Here is an 18208-nt window from a genome sequence, read left to right as displayed (position 1 = left end):
AAATAATAACATCTTAGGGTTTGTTAAAAGGGGTCCAAAGTCTATCATTGCTCCGATACCAATAAATAAAATTAATGGAAATAATTCGTTTGCAATTCCCATACTGAATAAATTATCTATTATTCCTATTTCCTCATGTCCTCCAATAATCTGTGTTATTGCTCCTGAGAAAGGAATATTCACAAGAATTGCACCAAAGCCTATTGGTAATAATAGTGCTGGTTCGAAATCCTTTTTAACTGCAAGATAAATAAGTACTGCTCCAATAACCCACATTATAACTTGCTGAATTGTTATGGAGGTTACTCCTCTTAGTAGAAAATCCATAAAAACTTGCCTCCTATTTTAAATTTATATGTAATACTTTATTTGATAATAATACTTTAATAACAACCTATTTGAAATAAAAGCTTTAAAACTATGCTGTACTTTGGTTTTGCTCTAAGTATTTTAACTAATTTTAACTAGAGCATCTCCTGCATTTACGCTTTGTCCTTTTGAAACTGCTACTGAAGTTATTATTCCATCTTTTGGTGAAACTATTTCATTCTCCATCTTCATTGCTTCTAATACAATTATCAACTGACCTTTTTTAACTGTATCTCCAACTTTTACTGCAACATTAATAATATTTCCAGGCATAGGGGCGTCTAGAATTTCACCTTCTGCATTTTGCGATCCACTACTTTGTGCAGCATTATTTTCAGGTGCATTACTTTGTTGAACACTATTTTGTTGTATGCTATTTTGAGATGCAGTGCTTATTTTTTCGTAGGCAGCACTTGTTTCTCCTGTAACTTCTTCCATTTCTACTTCATAAACCTTGCCATTTAATTTTATAACATATTTTTTCATATTACTTTAATCCCTTCCTTTTATCTACATTTAGTAAATTATTTTTATCATCTATAGTTTTTATTTAATAGTAATTGATAAATTAAGTTCCTTTAATAGCTTCTGAAAACCTCACGTCAAAGAAATACAGACTCACATGCCCTTTTATATCTCAATTATAAGATAATTTTAAATTACTCTAGTTATTTTTGATATATGAAAATGTGAGTTTGGTTTGTGCTTTCCTGCCATGATAGATGCTGCCAAAGCTACTACTAGTTTTTCTTCTTCAGCTATAACATAATTACCACTCTGAAACTCAGGTTCTAAATAATTATTGTCAACTCTAGCTATTCTTGATATATGAAAACGAGAGTTTGGTTTGTCTTTTCCTGCCATGACAGACGCGGCTAAAGCTACTACTAATTTATCTTCTTCAGCTATTTCGTAATTACCCTTTTGAAATGAAGTACCTAAATAATTTGGGGTGACTTTAGTTATTTTAGATATATGAAAGTGTGAATTAGGCTTGTCCTTCCCCGCCATAATAGATGCTGCTATAGCTACCACTAATTTATCTTCTTCTTCAATTTCATCACTTAAATAATTAAGTTTCTTAGCTATTTTTTCTGTGCTATTTTCTTTATTTTCCTCTTCTAACTTTCTATTTTTACTAAATAAAAAGTCAAAGAACTTTGAAATTATAGAGCTTCCCATGGTATTCCACCACCTTTAATTAATGAATAATTACATAGTTACAGTAATATAGTGAACCTCTTCTTGGCTGCTTTCTGATTTATTTTCAGTTTTCTTCTCTACATCAGCTGCTACTACTTTTTCTTGTAATCTTTCTTCAAAAAACTTCTTTGCCACTTGTGGAAATAATGCATAGGATAATACATCTTCTAAAGATGTAGCTAGTTCTCCAACTTCTTTCTTATATTTTTCCATCTCTGGCTCAAGTAGATCTGCCGGTCTTCTTGTTACTACTTCATCATTCCCAATAATTTTTTCTTTTATTTCTTTACTAATTGGTGCAGGTGAAGCTCCATACAACCCTTTAACATACTCTTTAATTTCTTTTGGAACCATCTTGTATCTTTCTCCTGCTAAAATGTTGAACACTGCTTGAGTTCCAACCATTTGGCTTAGTGGTGTAACTAGTGGTGGGTACCCTAAGTCTTCTCTTACTCTTGGAATTTCTTTCAGTACTTCTTCATATTTATCACTAGCACCTTGAGTTTTTAATTGGGAAAGAAGGTTTGATAACATTCCACCTGGCACCTGATAAGTTAAGGTATTTGGTTCAACATCCATAACCTTTGGATTTAATATTCCATTTTCTCTATACTTTTCTCTAATTGGCTTAAAGTAATCCGCTATTTCGCTTAATAAGTTTATATCTAATTCCGGAGCCCTATTACCTTCTTTTAAGGTAACCACCATTGATTCTGTTGCTGGTTGTGAAGTCCCCTCTGAAAAAGGTGAAATAGCTGTGTCTATAATATCTACCCCTGCATCTACAGCCTTTAAATATGTCATTGAGGCAATTCCACTAGTACAATGAGTATGAAGTTCTATTGGAATGTTTAATACTTCCTTTAATCTTGTTACTAATTCATAAGCTGAGTTTGGAGTTAAGATCCCTGCCATATCCTTAATACAAATAGAATCTGCTCCTAAACTTTCCATATCTTTAGTTAGTTTTACATAATAGTCTAAATTATGAACTTTGCTAGTTGTGTAACTTATTGCACATTGACAATGTGCCCCTGTTTTTTTTATAACCTTTATGGAAGTTTCTAAATTTCTTAAATCATTTAAAGCATCAAATACTCTAATAATATCTATTCCATTTTCCACAGATTTTTTAATAAAAGTTTCTACTACATCATCTGCATAATGCTTATACCCTAAAAGGTTTTGTCCTCTTAACAGCATTTGGAGTTTAGTATTTTTTACTACTTTTCTAATTTCTCTTAACCTTTCCCAGGGATCTTCATTTAAAAAACGAAGGCAAGCATCAAAGGTTGCTCCTCCCCAAACTTCTAACGCATAGTAACCAGCCTTATCCATCTTTTCTAAAATGGGTAGTATTTCATCAGTTGTTAATCTAGTTGCAATAAGCGATTGATGTCCATCTCTTAGTGCTGTTTCTGTAATTTTTATTGGGTTCACTTTTGTCACTCCCTAATATAAAATATCCTTATGAAATTAAAGTTTAAATTTCATAGATTTTCTAATAACTATACTATACTTTCTTATTTAAGGTTGTGATCCATTAAGCATGCCAAAATATTAAAGTATGAACCTTTATAAAAAGCTTTTTAAAGATTATATGCACATATAATTATTGGAGGTCTTTACTTAAACTTTTAGTCTTTCCTTAAATATCTGCCCTATAATGGATACACTAACCTTTTGTTTACCTATAATTAGGTTATTTTAATTTTCTTACAACATCTATAATTGTTCCATCTCTATATTCAACTATCGCAACTACTTCATCTTCATATTGAATTTTATCTGGAGTACCTACAATGGATTCTGCCTTATTTTTTAGTTCCTCAATTGTATATACAGGTATGTCGCTGTTTTTAAATTGATCTATTAAATCTGTTCTCTTAGGATTGATTGCCATACCAAGCTCTGTAACAACTAAGTCAATGCTATCCCCTGGAGTTATCACTGTATTTACTGAATCAACTACAGTTGGTATTCTTCCTCTGATAAGAGGTCCAACAATCATGGTTAATTTTGCACTTGCCGCAGTGTCACAATGTCCACCAGAAGCTCCCCTTAAAACTCCATCTGAGCCTGTAAGAACATTTACATTAAAATCTGTATCAATTTCTAGTGCAGATAAAACCACCACATCCAACTTGTTAGCAATACATCCTTTATTGTGTGGGTTTGCATAAAAGGATGCATCTATTTCATGATGCATAGGATTTTTACTTATGGAATCCACAGCACTTAAATCAAAACCTTGCACATCAAAGATATTTTTAATTAGTCCTTCTTCATGCATTTCAACCATTGGTTTTGTTATTCCACCAAGTGAAAAGCTTGCAGTTATATTTTGTTTTAGCATTTCATTTCTAAGAAATCTGCTTACTGCTAGTGTAGAGCCTCCTGTTCCTGTTTGGAAGGAGAATCCATCTTTAAAATATCCTGATTCAATTATTGCTTTGCTAGCATATTCAGCAATGAGTAACTCTTTAGGATTTTTGGTGAATCTAGTGGCACCTGATGCTATACCAGATGGATTACCTATTTCATCTACCTTTACAACATAATCCACATCTCTTTGATCAATACTTGCAGGCATGTTTGGAAATTCCACTAAACAGTCCGTAATTATAACTACCTTATCAGCATACTTTGCATCTACCTTAGCATATCCTAAAGATCCACAGTTAGCTTTACCTCTTGACCCACTAGCGTTTCCGTACTCGTCAGAAGAAGGTGCTCCTAAAAATGCAACATCTATTTTTATATCTCCAGCTTCTATAGCTCTTGCTCTTCCACCATGAGATCTAATTACTACTGGTTCCTTCATTAATCCTCTAGAGATTTCTTCAGCAAGTTGTCCTCTTAGACCGCTAGTAGTTATCTTAGAGATTACACCATTTTTGATATGCTCAATTATTGGTGCATGAACACTCCCCAAAGAACTTGAGGCTAGGGTTAAATTTTTTACTCCAAGCTTTGCAATGGTATCTACCACCATATTTAATATATAATCCCCTTCACGGAAATGATGGTGGAAGGATATAGTCATACCATCTTTAAGTCCTGATTTCAGGATTGCTTCCTCTATACTAGCTAATAATTTTGTGTCTTCTGGCTTTACAGGTTCAACACGTCTGCCGATAGTTATAACTTCCTCGTTCTTTTCAAACTCCCCTAGATAAACTTCTCTCTTCCTAGGGTTATTAATCATTAATATTTCATCTGGAATTTCTCTGCCTATACTATTTTTCATCTTCAACTTCCTCCTTGTACAAACCTACAGCGGTCGCTAATTGAAGTACTCTCTCTGCCCTATCAACAATAGGCTTATCAATCATTTTTCCATTAAGAGAAATAACGCCTAAGCCCCTTTCTTCTGCTTCCTTTGCAGCTCGAATTACATTAAGAGATTTCTTAATCTCATCAGGTGAAGGTGTATAAACTTGATTTACTAAAGGTATTTGCCTTGGATTAATTACTGACTTTCCATCAAATCCTAGTTGTTTTATAAGCTCCACTTCATTCTTAAAGCCTTCTTCGTTATCAACCTCTGTATAAACCGTATCTATGGCATAAATACCCGCAGCTCTTGCAGCAATTATTATTTGAGTTCTTGCACCTAATAATTCTAGTCCATTTGCATATCTCTTTGTTTTCATATTTGTAACATAATCTTCTGCACCAAGGGCAATAGCTATAAGACGCTTACTTGAAGATGCAATTTCATAAGCATTAATAACTCCAATAGGGCTTTCTATTGCAGCCATCATCTTTGTTGAGCCTATTTCTCTACCAATTTTTCTTTCAACTGCTTCAATAACTTCCTCAACTGCTAAAATATCTTCTTTTCTTTCAGTTTTAGGAAGTCTGATTACATCTACTCCTGCTCTAACCGCAGCTTCTATATCGTCTTTTCCAAATGGTGTGTCTAATCCGTTGATTCTTATAACTAATTCAGTACTTCCATAATCTACAGTCTTCAAGGCATTATAAACTAAAAATCTTGCGGAATCCTTTTCAGTTACTGCAACTGCATCTTCAAGGTCAAACATTATAGAATCTGCCCCATATATATAAGCTTCTTTTATCATACTTGGGTTGCTTCCAGGAACAAACATCATAGTTCTTCTTAAACGTTCCATTAGTCAATTACCTCCCAATCAAAGTTTTCTTTAATTCCGGCAGCTCTAAAAACAGCACTTTGCACTCTTGCCCTTATTGTGCAATCTAAAGCTCCCTTGTCTGTTGCTGTAATCTTTACATTTTGTACCTCTAACTTTTCTAAAGTATCACATATTACTTTTCTAATCTGCTTACCAAATTGTTTCTCCACTGAACTTTTCAGCTGAATTTCTATTCCACTTTCTTCTTTTGGTTCAAGCATTATAAGAATATCACTAGATTCTACAGTTCCAGCCATTGAACTTTTAATAATTTCCATATAATTCACCTCTGTTATTTAATGTCTTCCTAAATTTATTTTAATTTTATTTATTATTGGTTTTGCTTCTTCAGATATAAAATACTCGTAAGTGGACTTTGGAACTATGTCCTTAATTCCTTCTATGTTATTACTTCTTATTAACTCTCTAACTCTTGATGCACTAATTGGCTTATTATAAGATTCTAATCTTGGCACAATGTTACACTGTATCCCCTCTGCTTCAAGACTATTCTTCATTATATTATTATAGGTTTTCGTAACTTCACAATAAGGCTCTTCTCCTACGTACCTACTTTTAATTCCTAAGGCAGGAACTATATATGTTTTAAACACTTCCAAATCTAGCCTAGCGTGAACTTCCACCGCAGCGTTGTCATCTTTTACAAAATAAGATGGAAAAGTAGCACTTGAAATAATGTAAGGTCCTGCTTTATGAATGATTACATTCCTTAAATGCTCTGTTCCTTTTTTAATTAGTTCATATCTAACTTCAGAAGGAATTACTGAAGCCTCTTCTGACACTACAAATACATGAACAATATTATTTTCTTTAGCAGCTTTTTCAATAAGATATAAATGACCTAAGGTAAAAGGATTTGCATTCATAACTATACTAGCTATAGCATCTCCTTCTACTTTAAGCTTTGATAATTTTTCAGAATAACTTTTCACACCACGGTATTTGTTTTCCATAAAAACTGCTAATCCATCAATTTTAACTATTTCATGAAACCCCAAGTAGCTAAAAAATTCTGCAGTATTGCATTTGGTATAAAGGAAAATATGATCATATCCTCTTATGTATTGTTCATTCAATAAATTAGATACCACTTTGTTCAGTATCCCTAAACCTTGGTACTTGGAATTTACAGCTAAGCACCTTAGAGTGTTTTTATAAAAGGAACCTGTAGCTATGAGTTTATGATTATCATAAATCCCTACTGTATACTCTAAATTTTTATCTAGTTTTATTCCCTCACTCCTTAAGAATTCTTCTAAAACTCTTTTTTCTTGGATATCTTGCAAGAAAATTCTTTGTTCCACTATCCCATAATCCATATACTTTCTCGCTTCCTTTCTCCAATTGATGCATAGCTAAAATTTCACTCTTTACCACATTTACTAATGAAAGTTTACGTGATTTATAAGTTAATTATAAGTGAGGTTAACTGCATCCCCAAGTTTTTTAAGTGTTTTTCGTGTATTTTTAATGTTCTTTTTTACAGTTCCTCCCTAATCCTCTCTTGTTTTAAATAAAATGAGGAATTAACCATTATTGATTAATTCCTCATTTTAATATTTCACTTTATAATTTTCTTATTAAATAATTAACAGTTCAATTTTGTACAACAACTTTAGCAGGACATTTTACACATGCCAAAGTTTTACTGCCTAATGTTAATTCCCCTGATGAGCTTGAAAAAATCACCCCTTCATAGCCTAGTTAAATTAGTCCTGATAGCATACCTAATAAAATACTCACAGCTAGCAAATCTGCTGAACCCCCTGGACTTATGTTCTTTTGAATAAATAAACTATTCATCTGTTCAAGTTTTTCTTTTGCATTTTCTTGATACATTCCTCCTGATTGTAAAAATGAGTTTGAACTGTCCATTACATATTTGAGACTCTCCAAACCGCCCCTAGTAACTATATTGGTATCTTCACTTCTAGTCATTATACTTATAAGCATTTGTAAAAATAAATCATTTATATTGAGATCCTTATCAGTGCTCCACTTAGCCAAAACTGCCATAGAGGTGTGCTCAATCGTTGAAAATCCACTCTCTACCTCTCCCCTTATTCCTTTAAAGCCATACTCTTTATATAAACGCTCTCCGTGAGTTAGGTTATTCTTTTTTGAAATATGCTGAAAGTCTTTATTTGAGAGCCCCCTGCAAACCGCCTTAACCTCATTGCAAATTTCGGCAATTTGAAATTCAAGTTTGCTAGATTTCCCATATAAATAACCTGCTACTGCACATATAATTCCAAGGGAAAAAATAATTCCTTTATGTGTATTTACTCCATTTGTTGCTTTAAACATAGCTTCTTCGCACTGGATTCCGGGGCCTCTTATACTATCTAGAAGCTTTGTCTTGTCCTTTTCCTTAAAGTACATTCCCTCTAGTGTACACTCATACATACCTTTATATAATGCTGAACTGCTAGCCATAAATGTAAAAAAATTCATATCCTTATGGGAACCTGAATTATTACAATCCACAAGGCCAGGTTTAGGAGTAGTACTAACTTCATAAAGTATAGCTCTTTGTGCTAGCATTGCAATATAATGTGCAATTGATTCTTTAGTTTCCATAATCTTGACCTACTCTCTAATTTCTAAAGCCACTACTTCAAGTGATTTCTCTAGATGATTTTTGATAATATTTTCAATTCCATTTTTATCTTTCACTATAATTGCCCTCAAAATTTCTCTATGATCCTTTAATGCTGATTCTCTTCTAAGATTATCCGATATAGAAATGTTTCTGAATCGTTGTAGATATTCATTGAGTTTACTAATCATACTTGTGAGTCTTTTCATTTTACTAGCTTCATAAATTTTTTGATTGAACACCCCAAAAAGTCTAATGACCTCATTTATATCTCCTTCAGCATTCTTTTCTTCTGTGATAGTAAGCAGCTCTTCTATTTCATTAATTTCCTCATCAGTAATGTTATCCATAGCACTAATTGCAGCCAATACTTCTAGGTGTTGCCTAATTTTATATATTTCGAATACATCTTCCATTGTAATCCTTTTTACTACAACTCCTACTCGTGGTATATATTCTACAAGCTCTTCAATTTCTAGCGCTCTTAGAGCTTCCCTAACTGGAGTTCTACTAATATTTAATCTTTCTGCATACTCCTTTTCCACAATTCTTTCCCCAACAGGAATTTTACCGCTTATAATTGTATTTCTTAAACTTTCATATACTATTTCCCTAATTGGTTTATTCTGATGAAAATTTGTACTTTTAACAAATTCATCCATATAATTTGTCATATAAATCTTCCTCTCCACATTGCTAAATGTTAAGATAACTCATTATAAATTTTACCCAACCTTATTGAAAATATCTATAGCTTTTAGTCTTCATTATTAATAAAAAGTAAATATAACCTTGACTAATCAGTAAAGTTTACAATGTATTATATTGAACACTATATAAGTGAGATACTATTTATATTTAAACACATTTATTTTTAAAATTACAATAAAAAAAGCTCCCAGAGGAACTTTTTTATTAAAAACTTAATTATTTAATAGTTGACTATTATTCTATAGTGGCATAGCTCCTGTAATTGCTGCAGCTAATACAAAAATTATAAATGTGCCTATTGACCATATAGCTGAATGTTTTTGCCACTCTCCCATATCCACTTCTGTTAATTGAAGTAACAGATATATGAAAGCTACTAGTGGACTTAACAAATGGAATGCTTGTCCCATTGTTGAAGCTATACCTATTTGTAATGGTGTGAACCCATAAGCTACTCCTGTTTCTGCTAGTACAGGTAATACACCAAAATAAAAGGCATCATTTGATAATAAGAATGTTCCCGGTATACTAATTATTGCTGTAACTAGTGACCAGTGAGCTCCAAAGGATTTAGGTACTATTGATGCTAAGTTTAGAGCAATAGCTTCTGCCATTTTTGTTTCTGTTAGTATTCCCATAAATACTCCAGCTGCAAGTACCATAACAATAACTTGTATAGCATTTCCAGCATGAATTTCTATAAGCTGTCTTTGTGTCTTTAAGTGAGGATAGTTGATAATAAGTGCTAAGGCTACTCCAACTTCAAAAATTACAGCCGCAGGTACCTTTCCAGCAATTAAAGTATACATAACTAGAATGGTTAATATAAAGTTAACCCATATTAGCTTTGGTCTCTTAAGTTCTTTCTCTTCATCACTTAGTGTTGCAGACATTTCAGCTAAAGTGTCATTTGTAACTTGTACAACTCCAAGTCTTTTACGTTCTTTTAACCCTAGATAATAAGCAACCCCTATAACATAAATTATTGCAATTATCATTCCTGGAACAAGAGGTCTTAATATGTCTGATCCTTCAATTTTTAAAGCAGACATTATACGAGCAGTTGGGCCCCCCCATGGTAAAAGATTCATTATTGAGTTTTGCATTATTATTATTGTAGCTAAGTAAAGAGGTTTGATTTTAAGCTTTTTATAAACTGGTAGTAAAGCTGAACATACTATCATTGTAGTTGTTGAGCCATCCCCATCTACTGATACTACTGCAGCTAGTATTGCAGTTCCAACAAGGACTTTTACTGGATCACCCTTAACAAACTTTACAATTGCATTAACAAGTGGGTCAAATAATCCAACATTAATCATAATTCCAAAGAAAAGGATTGCAAATAGAAGCATTGAGGCTGTTGGCGCAACACCTTTTATCCCTGTAAGTGCAAACTTTCCAATATTCAAACCGAATCCACCAAATATAGCAAATATAACTGGAACGACAATAAGAGAAGTAAATGCTGTCATTCTTTTTGTCATAATTAAAATCATAAAAGTAAGTACTATTCCATAACCTAATATAGCTAACATAATATACACCTCCGTAAATTTGTAAACGTTTTTAAACTATACTTAAATTCTCTAGCTAGATTAAGTTCATTATATATACTTATTTTTTTAAATTCAACAAGTTTTTTGTTATTTTCCTTCAATTTTTGTAATTTTTTTTAAATTCTTAAAGTAATATTAAAGTAATCTTAAAATAATCTTAAAATAGTATTTTCTATTTTTTTACATATTTAATTTACTTAAACTTGTAAGCTTAAAAGTAGTCTTAAGAATAAATTTAAATGTTCTTAAAATTTATTTTACGGTTGGAAAAATATGGAGTTTCACATTTTTTATCATATCAAACCACTCATAAACTTTTAATTCTTTGTAAGATATAAAATACTATTTATGATTTAACCAATAGTTTTTTTATTATTTTTGATAGTTTACTAATTTCTATAGGTTTGGAAATATAAGCATCTACTTTTATATCTTTATCTATGTCCATTTGATTTTCATCCATATATCCACTGATAAGTATTATAGGAATATTTTTTTCTATATCCTTAATTTTATATGCCAATTCACTTCCACTAATGTTTGGCATCATATAATCAGTAATAACTAAATCTATATTTTTATAATTATATTTGATTACTTCTAAAGCTTTTGTAGGGTCTGTTTCTGAAACTACACAGTAACCTAGGTGTTCTAACCCTTTTTTTAACACCTTAATAACCTTTTCATTATCATCAACAATTAAAATCTTTTGTCCCTCATAAGATTCCTCTGCTTTGATATCATTATATTCTTGCTTCACATAAATTAAAGGCAAATATACTTTAAAAAAACTTCCTTTTCCTAATTCACTTTCAACAGTTATTATGCCTCCGTATTTATCTACTATATTTTTAACTACGAATAATCCCAACCCCGTACCTTCACCAACAGTTTTTGTAGTAAAAAAAGGTTCAAATATTCGTTGTTGAGTTTCTTCATCCATTCCACAGCCGTTGTCTTTAATTACTAACTCTGCATAAAAGGAATCCTTTCTTACCTTATTTAGCCCTGTGCCTTCCACTCTTTTTAATGATATTTCTAATACTCCATCCATGTGTTTTATTGCTTGATATGCATTAGTGCATAAATTAAATATAACTTGGTGGATATGAGTGAAATTTGCATCTACGTAACCACAATTTTCTTGTATATTCTCTTTAATTATTATATTCTTAGGAATAACTGTCTTAATAAGCTTTACAGTTTCTTTAGTAACCTGATTTATATTAATAGGCTCTACTTTAGTTATGTTCTTATCATTTCTGCTAAATACTAAAATCTGTTCAATTAGATCCTTACCTTTCTCAGAAGCTTTCAATATTTCTTCCACATCCTCATAATATTCACTATCCTTAGGTAACCTCATAAGTAGAAGTTCTGAATAGCCTAATATTGGCGTCAATAAATTATTGATATCATGTGCTATTCCTCCTGCAAAGGTTCCTACCATTTTAAGTTTATTAGAATGATATATTTCAGCTTCCTTCTCCCTAAGTTGCTCTGAGGCTTCATTTAGCATCTTTAAATACTTTGTTTCTTTTTCTAGTTCCTCTTTATTTTTTTTCATTTTAATGAGAATAGTTATAAATATTGATATAATAACAGTTATTAAAATAGCAATTATTATAATCTGTCCTAAAAATTTATTAATAGGTTCTTGTACTTCATCATAAGACATGGTTAATGCTACTACCCAAAAATAATCACCTAATCTCACAGGGGTATATGCATTCAGTTTCTTTGCTTTTTTTAGTGAACTTTCCGCCCACCAATAAGAATGATAAATAGCTGTTCCTTCTTCTCCCTCAAGTTGCGCATCAATGAGTTCTTCTAATTCTTTAAAGTCTAATTCTGGATATAAATGCTTTCTTGTTTCAATAACATCCATACCAACTTGTTCTTTTACATTATGCATTATTATAATTCCATACTGATCCTTAACCAGTGCGTATCCCTTTTCTCCAATTTTTACTGGTCGAATCAATTTATTATAAATAGCATCAAGGCTTATGCTTACAGATAATACTCCTTTAAAGTCATTTTCATTGAAAATTGGCTCATAAATATACAGCATAAACTCATTTTTTTCTTCATCTAAATAAGGATTAGCAATATAGGCTTTCTTACTAGAAATAACATAATCAACATTTGCTTGAACATGATTTTTTATAGTCCTTGGATCCTCTGGATATTTAGTAACCATTTTTCCATCTTTATCAAAAATATAAACTCCATCAATAGATTCTTTCTGAGCTTCATAATAGGCCTTCAGTTTTACGCTATAACTTTCCTTTTCTATAAGAGAGGCTTTCCCAATAAGTTCAGTATCTAAGGTAATAATTTTCATGCTATCTTTAATGTCATTGATAAATAGCTCTATGCTCCGTGATATAGACCTGGAAATTCCAAGCATATTTTGCTGCTGTTGTAATACAATTGTCTTCTCGTATTGCCTATATGTAAAATAAGTCAGTGTACTTAGAATAATTACTAGTATAATTCCAACTAATAGTCTTATTTTCTTTTTTCTTGTTAAATTTTTTCCTTTTAGCATTGTAATCACCAGTAGTACCTCCAAAGAATTAATTATTTATATTATGCATTGCTTATTTACATTTTAATTATAAGTATAATTAATTGTATTAATTATTTATACTCAAGCATTAAATGCAAAGAAGAGCAAATAATAAGTTTAAAAACAATATACCAAATTGCAATTTAATTCACAACAATGCTTTTGCTTTAGGATTAATAATCTCTTATCTATAAAATGATATTGATTTTCTTGCATATTATTTATTATAATTAGCTTAAATTCTTTATATAAATTTAATTCTAAATAGTTTATATACTTACCTTGTGTAAGTTATTAGCATTATGGAGGAAATATGGGAAAAGCAAAAATTCTTATTGTAGAAGATGAAGAAGCTATTAGAAAACTAATCTACAGAACTCTTACTTTGGAGGGTATGTTAGTTTATCAAGCAGAAAACGGCGAGGAAGGGCTTGAAATGGTAGCTAATACTGACTTTGACTTAATTATATTAGATATATTGATGGATGGAATCTCTGGTTATGAAGTTGCTCAAACTATTAGAAATTCCAACTTACAATTACCAATTATATTTCTCAGTGGAAAAAGAGAAGATGAAGATATTATCCGAGGATTAAACATTGGCGCGGATAGTTATATAACAAAACCTTTCAGCCCTTCAGTCCTTGGTGCTCAAGTAAAATCTCAACTCAAAAGACGTGAAGAAATTTTAAACAAAAATACTTTCGCTATGAGTTTAGTTCATGGGCCTTTTAGATTTGATTTAAATGGTTATAAATTTTATAAAAATGATTTAGAAATAAAGTTATCTTCAAAAGAAATTAAGCTTATAAAATTCTTTATGGAAAATCCGAATCAAGTGTTTACCAAGGAAGAACTTTATGAAAATATATGGAATAATAATGATGTGGACTATAATAGCATTATGGTTTACATGAAATATTTAAGAAATAAAATCGAAGATAATCCTAGCAAACCTAAGTATATTAAAACTATTTGGGGAATTGGATATCAATTTTCTATTTAGAGCTAGTGCTTACTTTTTTCAATGTAAGCACTAGCTTCTTATAATTTTATTTTACTTATTGTAAATATATTTCTTAAACTACTCCTTACTGTCCTTAGAATCGAAGAAATATGCTTCAAGCATTAAATATAAATTATAAACCTAAGTAAAAACATTCCTTAATCTCATATTAAATACATTGTGTCTTTATGGATTTCAGGATAAAAAATGCTCTTTTAAAAACTTAATTATTATTGGAAAAATAGTTATTACTGTGGTAAGTCGTATTAGATGCATCAATGCTACTATATGTGTCTGAGCTCCATATGCTTCAGACAATAGTGACATATCAGTAAGTCCTCCTGGGGAGCTACTGAATAAGGCAGTAACTAAATCTAGACCCGTAATTTTATGTATTAAAATTCCTAACAATAAACTAAATATAGTTAATCCAATCACCAACACAATAGAGGGCAATATCAATTTCTTCAATGCTGATATGGCTTCCATATTAAAGTTTAATCCAAGCATTCCCCCAACAACAATCTGCGCTACTAACTTGAAATCTCTTGGTATATAACCTTGTGAGGTTTTTATATTATAGGCAGCTACAAATACCATTGCCCCAATCAGTGCTCCTGCAGGTATCTTTAGCTTAATTCCTATATAACCACCAACAGCTGCAATAACTAACGTATATATTATCTTTTCCATAACTAATCCCCTTTTCTAACAACTAAAATCATTAATGTTCTTCAATTCTAACCTATACAACAAAATAGATAAAATCATTTTAGTCCTTTATCTAGAATGAAGTAACCACATAATATAATAGTGGTTTATTAATGTCTTATTAATATGATACAACACTTCAAACCTAATTTTCAGCATAATAAGTTTATAAAAAAATTCTATGGATACTAATGAACTAAATAACCTTAGTCCTTGACCAATTTATATTAAGTTTAGTATATTATTAGAAATAAATAAAATAATATTTTATTATAAATAACCATAAAAAAATCTTATACCTAAATTGGAGGAAGGAAATGGACAATAGAGACTGGCTTATTCTTAAAGTTTTATATGATAAAAAAAATATAACTAAAGCCGCTGAAACTTTATATATCTCCCAACCAGCACTAACTAATAGGCTAAAACAAATGGAAAAAGAGTTTGGTGTAAATATTGTAACAAGAGGAAGAAGAGGTGTATGCTTTACCCCTCAAGGAGAATACTTATATCAATGTGCTAATGAGATATTACTAAAAATAGAAAAAGCAAAAGAAACCCTTTGGAATATGGATAATGATGTGGTAGGAACATTGAAACTAGGCGTATCTCGTTTTATGATGAAACACAAGCTTCCCGCTTTATTAAAACTTTTTAAAACTAAATATCCTAAAGTTGAGTTTAAAATAATTACAGATTGGAGTAGCGATATAGTTAACATGTTGGCTAATAAAGATATTCATCTTGGTTTTGTTCGAGGAGATTATAACTGGAAGTGCGAAAAACACCTATTGTTCGAAGAGAATATATGTGTTGTTTCAAAAAATAACATCGAGTTAGAAAATCTTCCTAACCTTCCTAGAATAGATTATCAAACAGATCATTTATTAAAGTCATTAATTGACAATTGGTGGGCTGACAACTTTACTAGCGGTCCATTAGTAAGTATGAATGTTGATCAACTTGAAACTTGTAAGGAAATGGTCATCAATGACCTAGGTTATGGAATTATGCCTAGGCTTGTGGTAAGTAATTTAAATGATTTACACATAATTAATTTGATTAATAAAAACGGAACTCCTATAATAAGAAAAACTTGGTTGTTTTACGAAAAGGAAGTTTTAAATTTAAATGTAGTTAACGCATTTGTTAATTTCATTAAAAATTTTGATTTACAAGATATATGATGGTTATTTTCACCAATAACTTGAAGCTTTTATATTGTTCTAATAATATTTTATAAAAAAAATTAATATTTATAATAAATAACTATAGCACTTTAAGCCAAAAGCACTATAGTTATTTGCATTTTTGACATTGAAAACCTTATCTTTAATTCTCTTTCCATGCCTATTATCTAATAAAACCGCTCTCACACTTACTAAAATCAAATTTACTCTACTGACTAAAATACCTTTTTTAAATTTCCATGATAATTGGTAGTATAGTTGGCCTTCTCTTAGTTTTCTCAAATAAATACTTTTCAATAGCTGACTTCATATTAGCTTTTAAAACATACCACTCAATAATCTTTCTATCTAAGCAGCTTTCAAGCTCTATTCTTGCTATTTCTTTTATTTCATTAATCAATTCTTCTGACTCCTTAGCGTATACAAACCCTCTTGTAATTATATCTGGACCAGCAATAAGACTAAAGGATTCTTTTTCTATAGTTGCAACCACTGTAACCATTCCATCTTGAGCTAAGTGTTTTCTATCTCTTAGAACTACAGTGCCTACATCTCCAACTCCAATACCATCTACAAATACGGACCCAGTTTTTACCTTTCCAGTTACCTTTGCTTCATTTTCTGATATTTCTAATACATCCCCAGTCTCTAAAGCAAAGATATCTTCTCTATTCATTCCCAATTTTACCGCAAGCTCGGTATGATGTTTCAGATGTCTGTACTCTCCATGAACAGGCATAAAGAACTTCGGATGCACTAAAGTATGAATCAGTTTTAATTCTTCTTGATAAGCATGACCTGAAACGTGAACTTCTTCTAAATCTTCATAAATTACATCTGCACCTTTTCTAAATAATTCGTTAATTACTCTTGAAATGAGTTTTTCATTTCCTGGAATTGGTGAGGCCGAAATAATAAACAAGTCATTTGGTTCTAACTTAATCTTTCTATGGGTAGAAAAAGCTATTCTCGCTAGTGCAGCCATAGGCTCTCCCTGACTTCCAGTTGTAATTATAGTAACTTTTTCATTAGGATAATCATATATTTCCTCAGTTTTTATAACTTGACCTTCAGGTATATGGAGATATCCAAGCTCCATAGCTACTTGTGATATATTCTCCATACTTCTACCGCTAAAAGCTACTTTCCTACCATATTGCATTGAAGCATTTATTATTTGCTGCATTCTATGGATGTTTGAAGCAAAGGTAGCTACTATAACTCTTCCTCTTGCTCCAGAAATAACTCTATTTAAAGTTTCTCCTATGGACCGCTCAGATATTGTGTGTCCCTGCCGTTGTACGTTAGTACTGTCAGCCATTAGAAGAAGTACGCCTTTTCTTCCAAGAGCTGATATTCGTTCTAAATCCATAACTTTTCCATCAATTGGTGTATAATCTATCTTAAAATCTCCAGTATGTAATATAATTCCTACTGGTGTGTGAATTGCAATAGAGCAAGAATCTGCTATACTATGAGTATTTCTTATAAATTCCACATTTAAATTTTTCAATTTGACTATCTGTCCTGCTTCTACTCCATTAAGCTTACATTCTTGTAGTATATCATGTTCCTTAAGTTTATTTTCAATTATCCCTAAAGTTAACCTAGTGCCATACACTGGAACATTAAGTTGTTTCAAAATATAAGGCAAAGACCCAATATGATCCTCATGACCATGAGTAATAAAAATTGCTTTAACCTTTTCTTTATTATTTAGTAAATAAGTGATGTCTGGAATAACTAAATCAACACCATACATCTCTTCTTCTGGAAAGGATATGCCACAGTCTATAACGATAATTTCATCCTTATACTCAAAGGCTGTTATATTCTTTCCTATTTCTCCAAGCCCTCCTAAGGGAATAATTTTTACATTTCCATTTTCCTCCACTTTTTTCACCTCTTTAGTTTTTTATTAAATAATTTTTATTTCATTTTTCACAAAATACTATTTAAAGTATTCATTTTTAAAATCAACCTATAACTTTTATTTTATTTTATGTTATAGTTGCAATTTTAATTCTTTTACTACTAATAATGTTTATTTTTATTTCAACTTTTCTTCCACGAAACTTTCAACCTCTGATAATAACTTAATTAA

16 protein-coding genes are annotated in these 18208 nt (G+C 31.0%); 2 read left to right on the top strand and 14 right to left on the bottom strand.

Annotated elements, in window-relative coordinates; genetic code table 11:
* From B3040_RS17590 to B3040_RS17535, 12 genes are all read right to left on the bottom strand, one after another.
* Positions 1–327, bottom strand: a 327-nt coding sequence (locus B3040_RS17590; protein WP_291576195.1) for a sodium ion-translocating decarboxylase subunit beta, incomplete at its 3' end; no start/stop codon positions are given.
* Between the two features lie 123 nt (positions 328–450).
* Entirely contained in the window at positions 451–855 is a 405-nt protein-coding gene (locus B3040_RS17585; protein WP_291576193.1) for a biotin/lipoyl-containing protein, read from the bottom strand.
* Between the two features lie 168 nt (positions 856–1023).
* Complete coding sequence (locus B3040_RS17580; RefSeq protein WP_291576191.1) at positions 1024–1551, bottom strand: hypothetical protein; 528 nt, start codon at positions 1549–1551, stop codon at positions 1024–1026.
* A 30-nt stretch (positions 1552–1581) separates the two neighbouring features.
* Positions 1582–3012, bottom strand: coding sequence for an oxaloacetate decarboxylase subunit alpha (locus B3040_RS17575; RefSeq protein WP_291576189.1), 1431 nt, complete (start codon positions 3010–3012; stop codon positions 1582–1584).
* Positions 3013–3274: 262 nt separating this feature from the next.
* Positions 3275–4822 carry a citrate lyase subunit alpha gene (citF, locus tag B3040_RS17570; RefSeq protein WP_291576187.1) on the bottom strand — a complete coding sequence of 516 codons (1548 nt, stop codon included), beginning with the start codon at positions 4820–4822 and terminating at the stop codon, positions 3275–3277.
* Positions 4812–5711, bottom strand: a complete 900-nt coding sequence (gene citE / locus B3040_RS17565) for a citrate (pro-3S)-lyase subunit beta (RefSeq protein WP_291576185.1) — start codon at positions 5709–5711, stop codon at positions 4812–4814. The genes citF and citE overlap by 11 nt, the downstream gene beginning before the upstream one ends.
* A complete protein-coding gene (citD, locus tag B3040_RS17560; protein WP_291576183.1) occupies positions 5711–6010 on the bottom strand; it encodes a citrate lyase acyl carrier protein in 300 nt (99 codons plus the stop codon). The genes citE and citD overlap by 1 nt, the downstream gene beginning before the upstream one ends.
* Positions 6011–6028: 18 nt before the next feature.
* Positions 6029–7072, bottom strand: coding sequence for a [citrate (pro-3S)-lyase] ligase (gene citC / locus B3040_RS17555; RefSeq protein ID WP_291576181.1), 1044 nt, complete (start codon positions 7070–7072; stop codon positions 6029–6031).
* A 385-nt stretch (positions 7073–7457) separates the two neighbouring features.
* A complete protein-coding gene (gene citG / locus B3040_RS17550) occupies positions 7458–8333 on the bottom strand; it encodes a triphosphoribosyl-dephospho-CoA synthase CitG (RefSeq protein WP_291576178.1) in 876 nt (291 codons plus the stop codon).
* Between the two features lie 9 nt (positions 8334–8342).
* The gene (locus B3040_RS17545; RefSeq protein WP_291576176.1) at positions 8343–9026 is read right to left on the bottom strand and encodes a GntR family transcriptional regulator; all 684 of its coding nucleotides are present in this window, start codon (positions 9024–9026) and stop codon (positions 8343–8345) included.
* 276 nt (positions 9027–9302) lie between these two features.
* Entirely contained in the window at positions 9303–10601 is a 1299-nt protein-coding gene (locus B3040_RS17540) for a CitMHS family transporter (RefSeq protein WP_291576174.1), read from the bottom strand.
* Positions 10602–10968: 367 nt separating this feature from the next.
* The gene (locus tag B3040_RS17535; RefSeq protein WP_291576199.1) at positions 10969–13176 is read right to left on the bottom strand and encodes a sensor histidine kinase; all 2208 of its coding nucleotides are present in this window, start codon (positions 13174–13176) and stop codon (positions 10969–10971) included.
* A 334-nt stretch (positions 13177–13510) separates the two neighbouring features.
* On the opposite strand from B3040_RS17535, the gene B3040_RS17530 reads away from it, so the two are divergent.
* Positions 13511–14203, top strand: coding sequence for a response regulator transcription factor (locus B3040_RS17530; protein ID WP_291576171.1), 693 nt, complete (start codon positions 13511–13513; stop codon positions 14201–14203).
* 195 nt (positions 14204–14398) lie between these two features.
* Here B3040_RS17530 and B3040_RS17525 read toward each other — a convergent pair whose 3' ends face one another.
* Complete coding sequence (locus B3040_RS17525) at positions 14399–14896, bottom strand: AbrB family transcriptional regulator (RefSeq protein ID WP_291576169.1); 498 nt, start codon at positions 14894–14896, stop codon at positions 14399–14401.
* Positions 14897–15231: 335 nt separating this feature from the next.
* Here B3040_RS17525 and B3040_RS17520 point away from each other — a divergent pair, with 335 nt between their 5' ends.
* Positions 15232–16101 carry a LysR family transcriptional regulator gene (locus tag B3040_RS17520; protein WP_291576167.1) on the top strand — a complete coding sequence of 290 codons (870 nt, stop codon included), beginning with the start codon at positions 15232–15234 and terminating at the stop codon, positions 16099–16101.
* A 232-nt stretch (positions 16102–16333) separates the two neighbouring features.
* Here B3040_RS17520 and B3040_RS17515 read toward each other — a convergent pair whose 3' ends face one another.
* On the bottom strand, positions 16334–17998 hold the full coding sequence (locus tag B3040_RS17515) for a ribonuclease J (protein WP_291576165.1): 1665 nt from the start codon (positions 17996–17998) through the stop codon (positions 16334–16336).
* Positions 17999–18208: the final 210 nt, after the last annotated feature.

The sequence above is a fragment of the Clostridium sp. UBA4548 genome, from assembly GCF_002387895.1.
In the GTDB taxonomy this organism is placed as follows: domain Bacteria; phylum Bacillota; class Clostridia; order Clostridiales; family Clostridiaceae; genus Clostridium_J.
Note: the sequence above shows the minus strand (reverse complement) of the source record. Positions and strands in the feature narration are given on the sequence as shown.

Bases quoted from the DNA above. Each gene is read 5' to 3' on its own strand.
- B3040_RS17585 (WP_291576193.1), bottom strand. From the start codon at position 855: ATGAAAAAATATGTTATAAAATTAAATGGCAAGGTTTATGAAGTAGAA.
- citC (WP_291576181.1), bottom strand. From the start codon at position 7,072: ATGGATTATGGGATAGTGGAACAAAGAATTTTCTTGCAAGATATCCAA.
- B3040_RS17580 (WP_291576191.1), bottom strand. From the start codon at position 1,551: ATGGGAAGCTCTATAATTTCAAAGTTCTTTGACTTTTTATTTAGTAAA.
- B3040_RS17535 (WP_291576199.1), bottom strand. From the start codon at position 13,176: ATGCTAAAAGGAAAAAATTTAACAAGAAAAAAGAAAATAAGACTATTA.
- B3040_RS17540 (WP_291576174.1), bottom strand. From the start codon at position 10,601: ATGTTAGCTATATTAGGTTATGGAATAGTACTTACTTTTATGATTTTA.
- B3040_RS17530 (WP_291576171.1), top strand. From the start codon at position 13,511: ATGGGAAAAGCAAAAATTCTTATTGTAGAAGATGAAGAAGCTATTAGA.
- citF (WP_291576187.1), bottom strand. From the start codon at position 4,822: ATGAAAAATAGTATAGGCAGAGAAATTCCAGATGAAATATTAATGATT.
- B3040_RS17545 (WP_291576176.1), bottom strand. From the start codon at position 9,026: ATGACAAATTATATGGATGAATTTGTTAAAAGTACAAATTTTCATCAG.
- citE (WP_291576185.1), bottom strand. From the start codon at position 5,711: ATGGAACGTTTAAGAAGAACTATGATGTTTGTTCCTGGAAGCAACCCA.
- citG (WP_291576178.1), bottom strand. From the start codon at position 8,333: ATGGAAACTAAAGAATCAATTGCACATTATATTGCAATGCTAGCACAA.
- citD (WP_291576183.1), bottom strand. From the start codon at position 6,010: ATGGAAATTATTAAAAGTTCAATGGCTGGAACTGTAGAATCTAGTGAT.
- B3040_RS17525 (WP_291576169.1), bottom strand. From the start codon at position 14,896: ATGGAAAAGATAATATATACGTTAGTTATTGCAGCTGTTGGTGGTTAT.
- B3040_RS17520 (WP_291576167.1), top strand. From the start codon at position 15,232: ATGGACAATAGAGACTGGCTTATTCTTAAAGTTTTATATGATAAAAAA.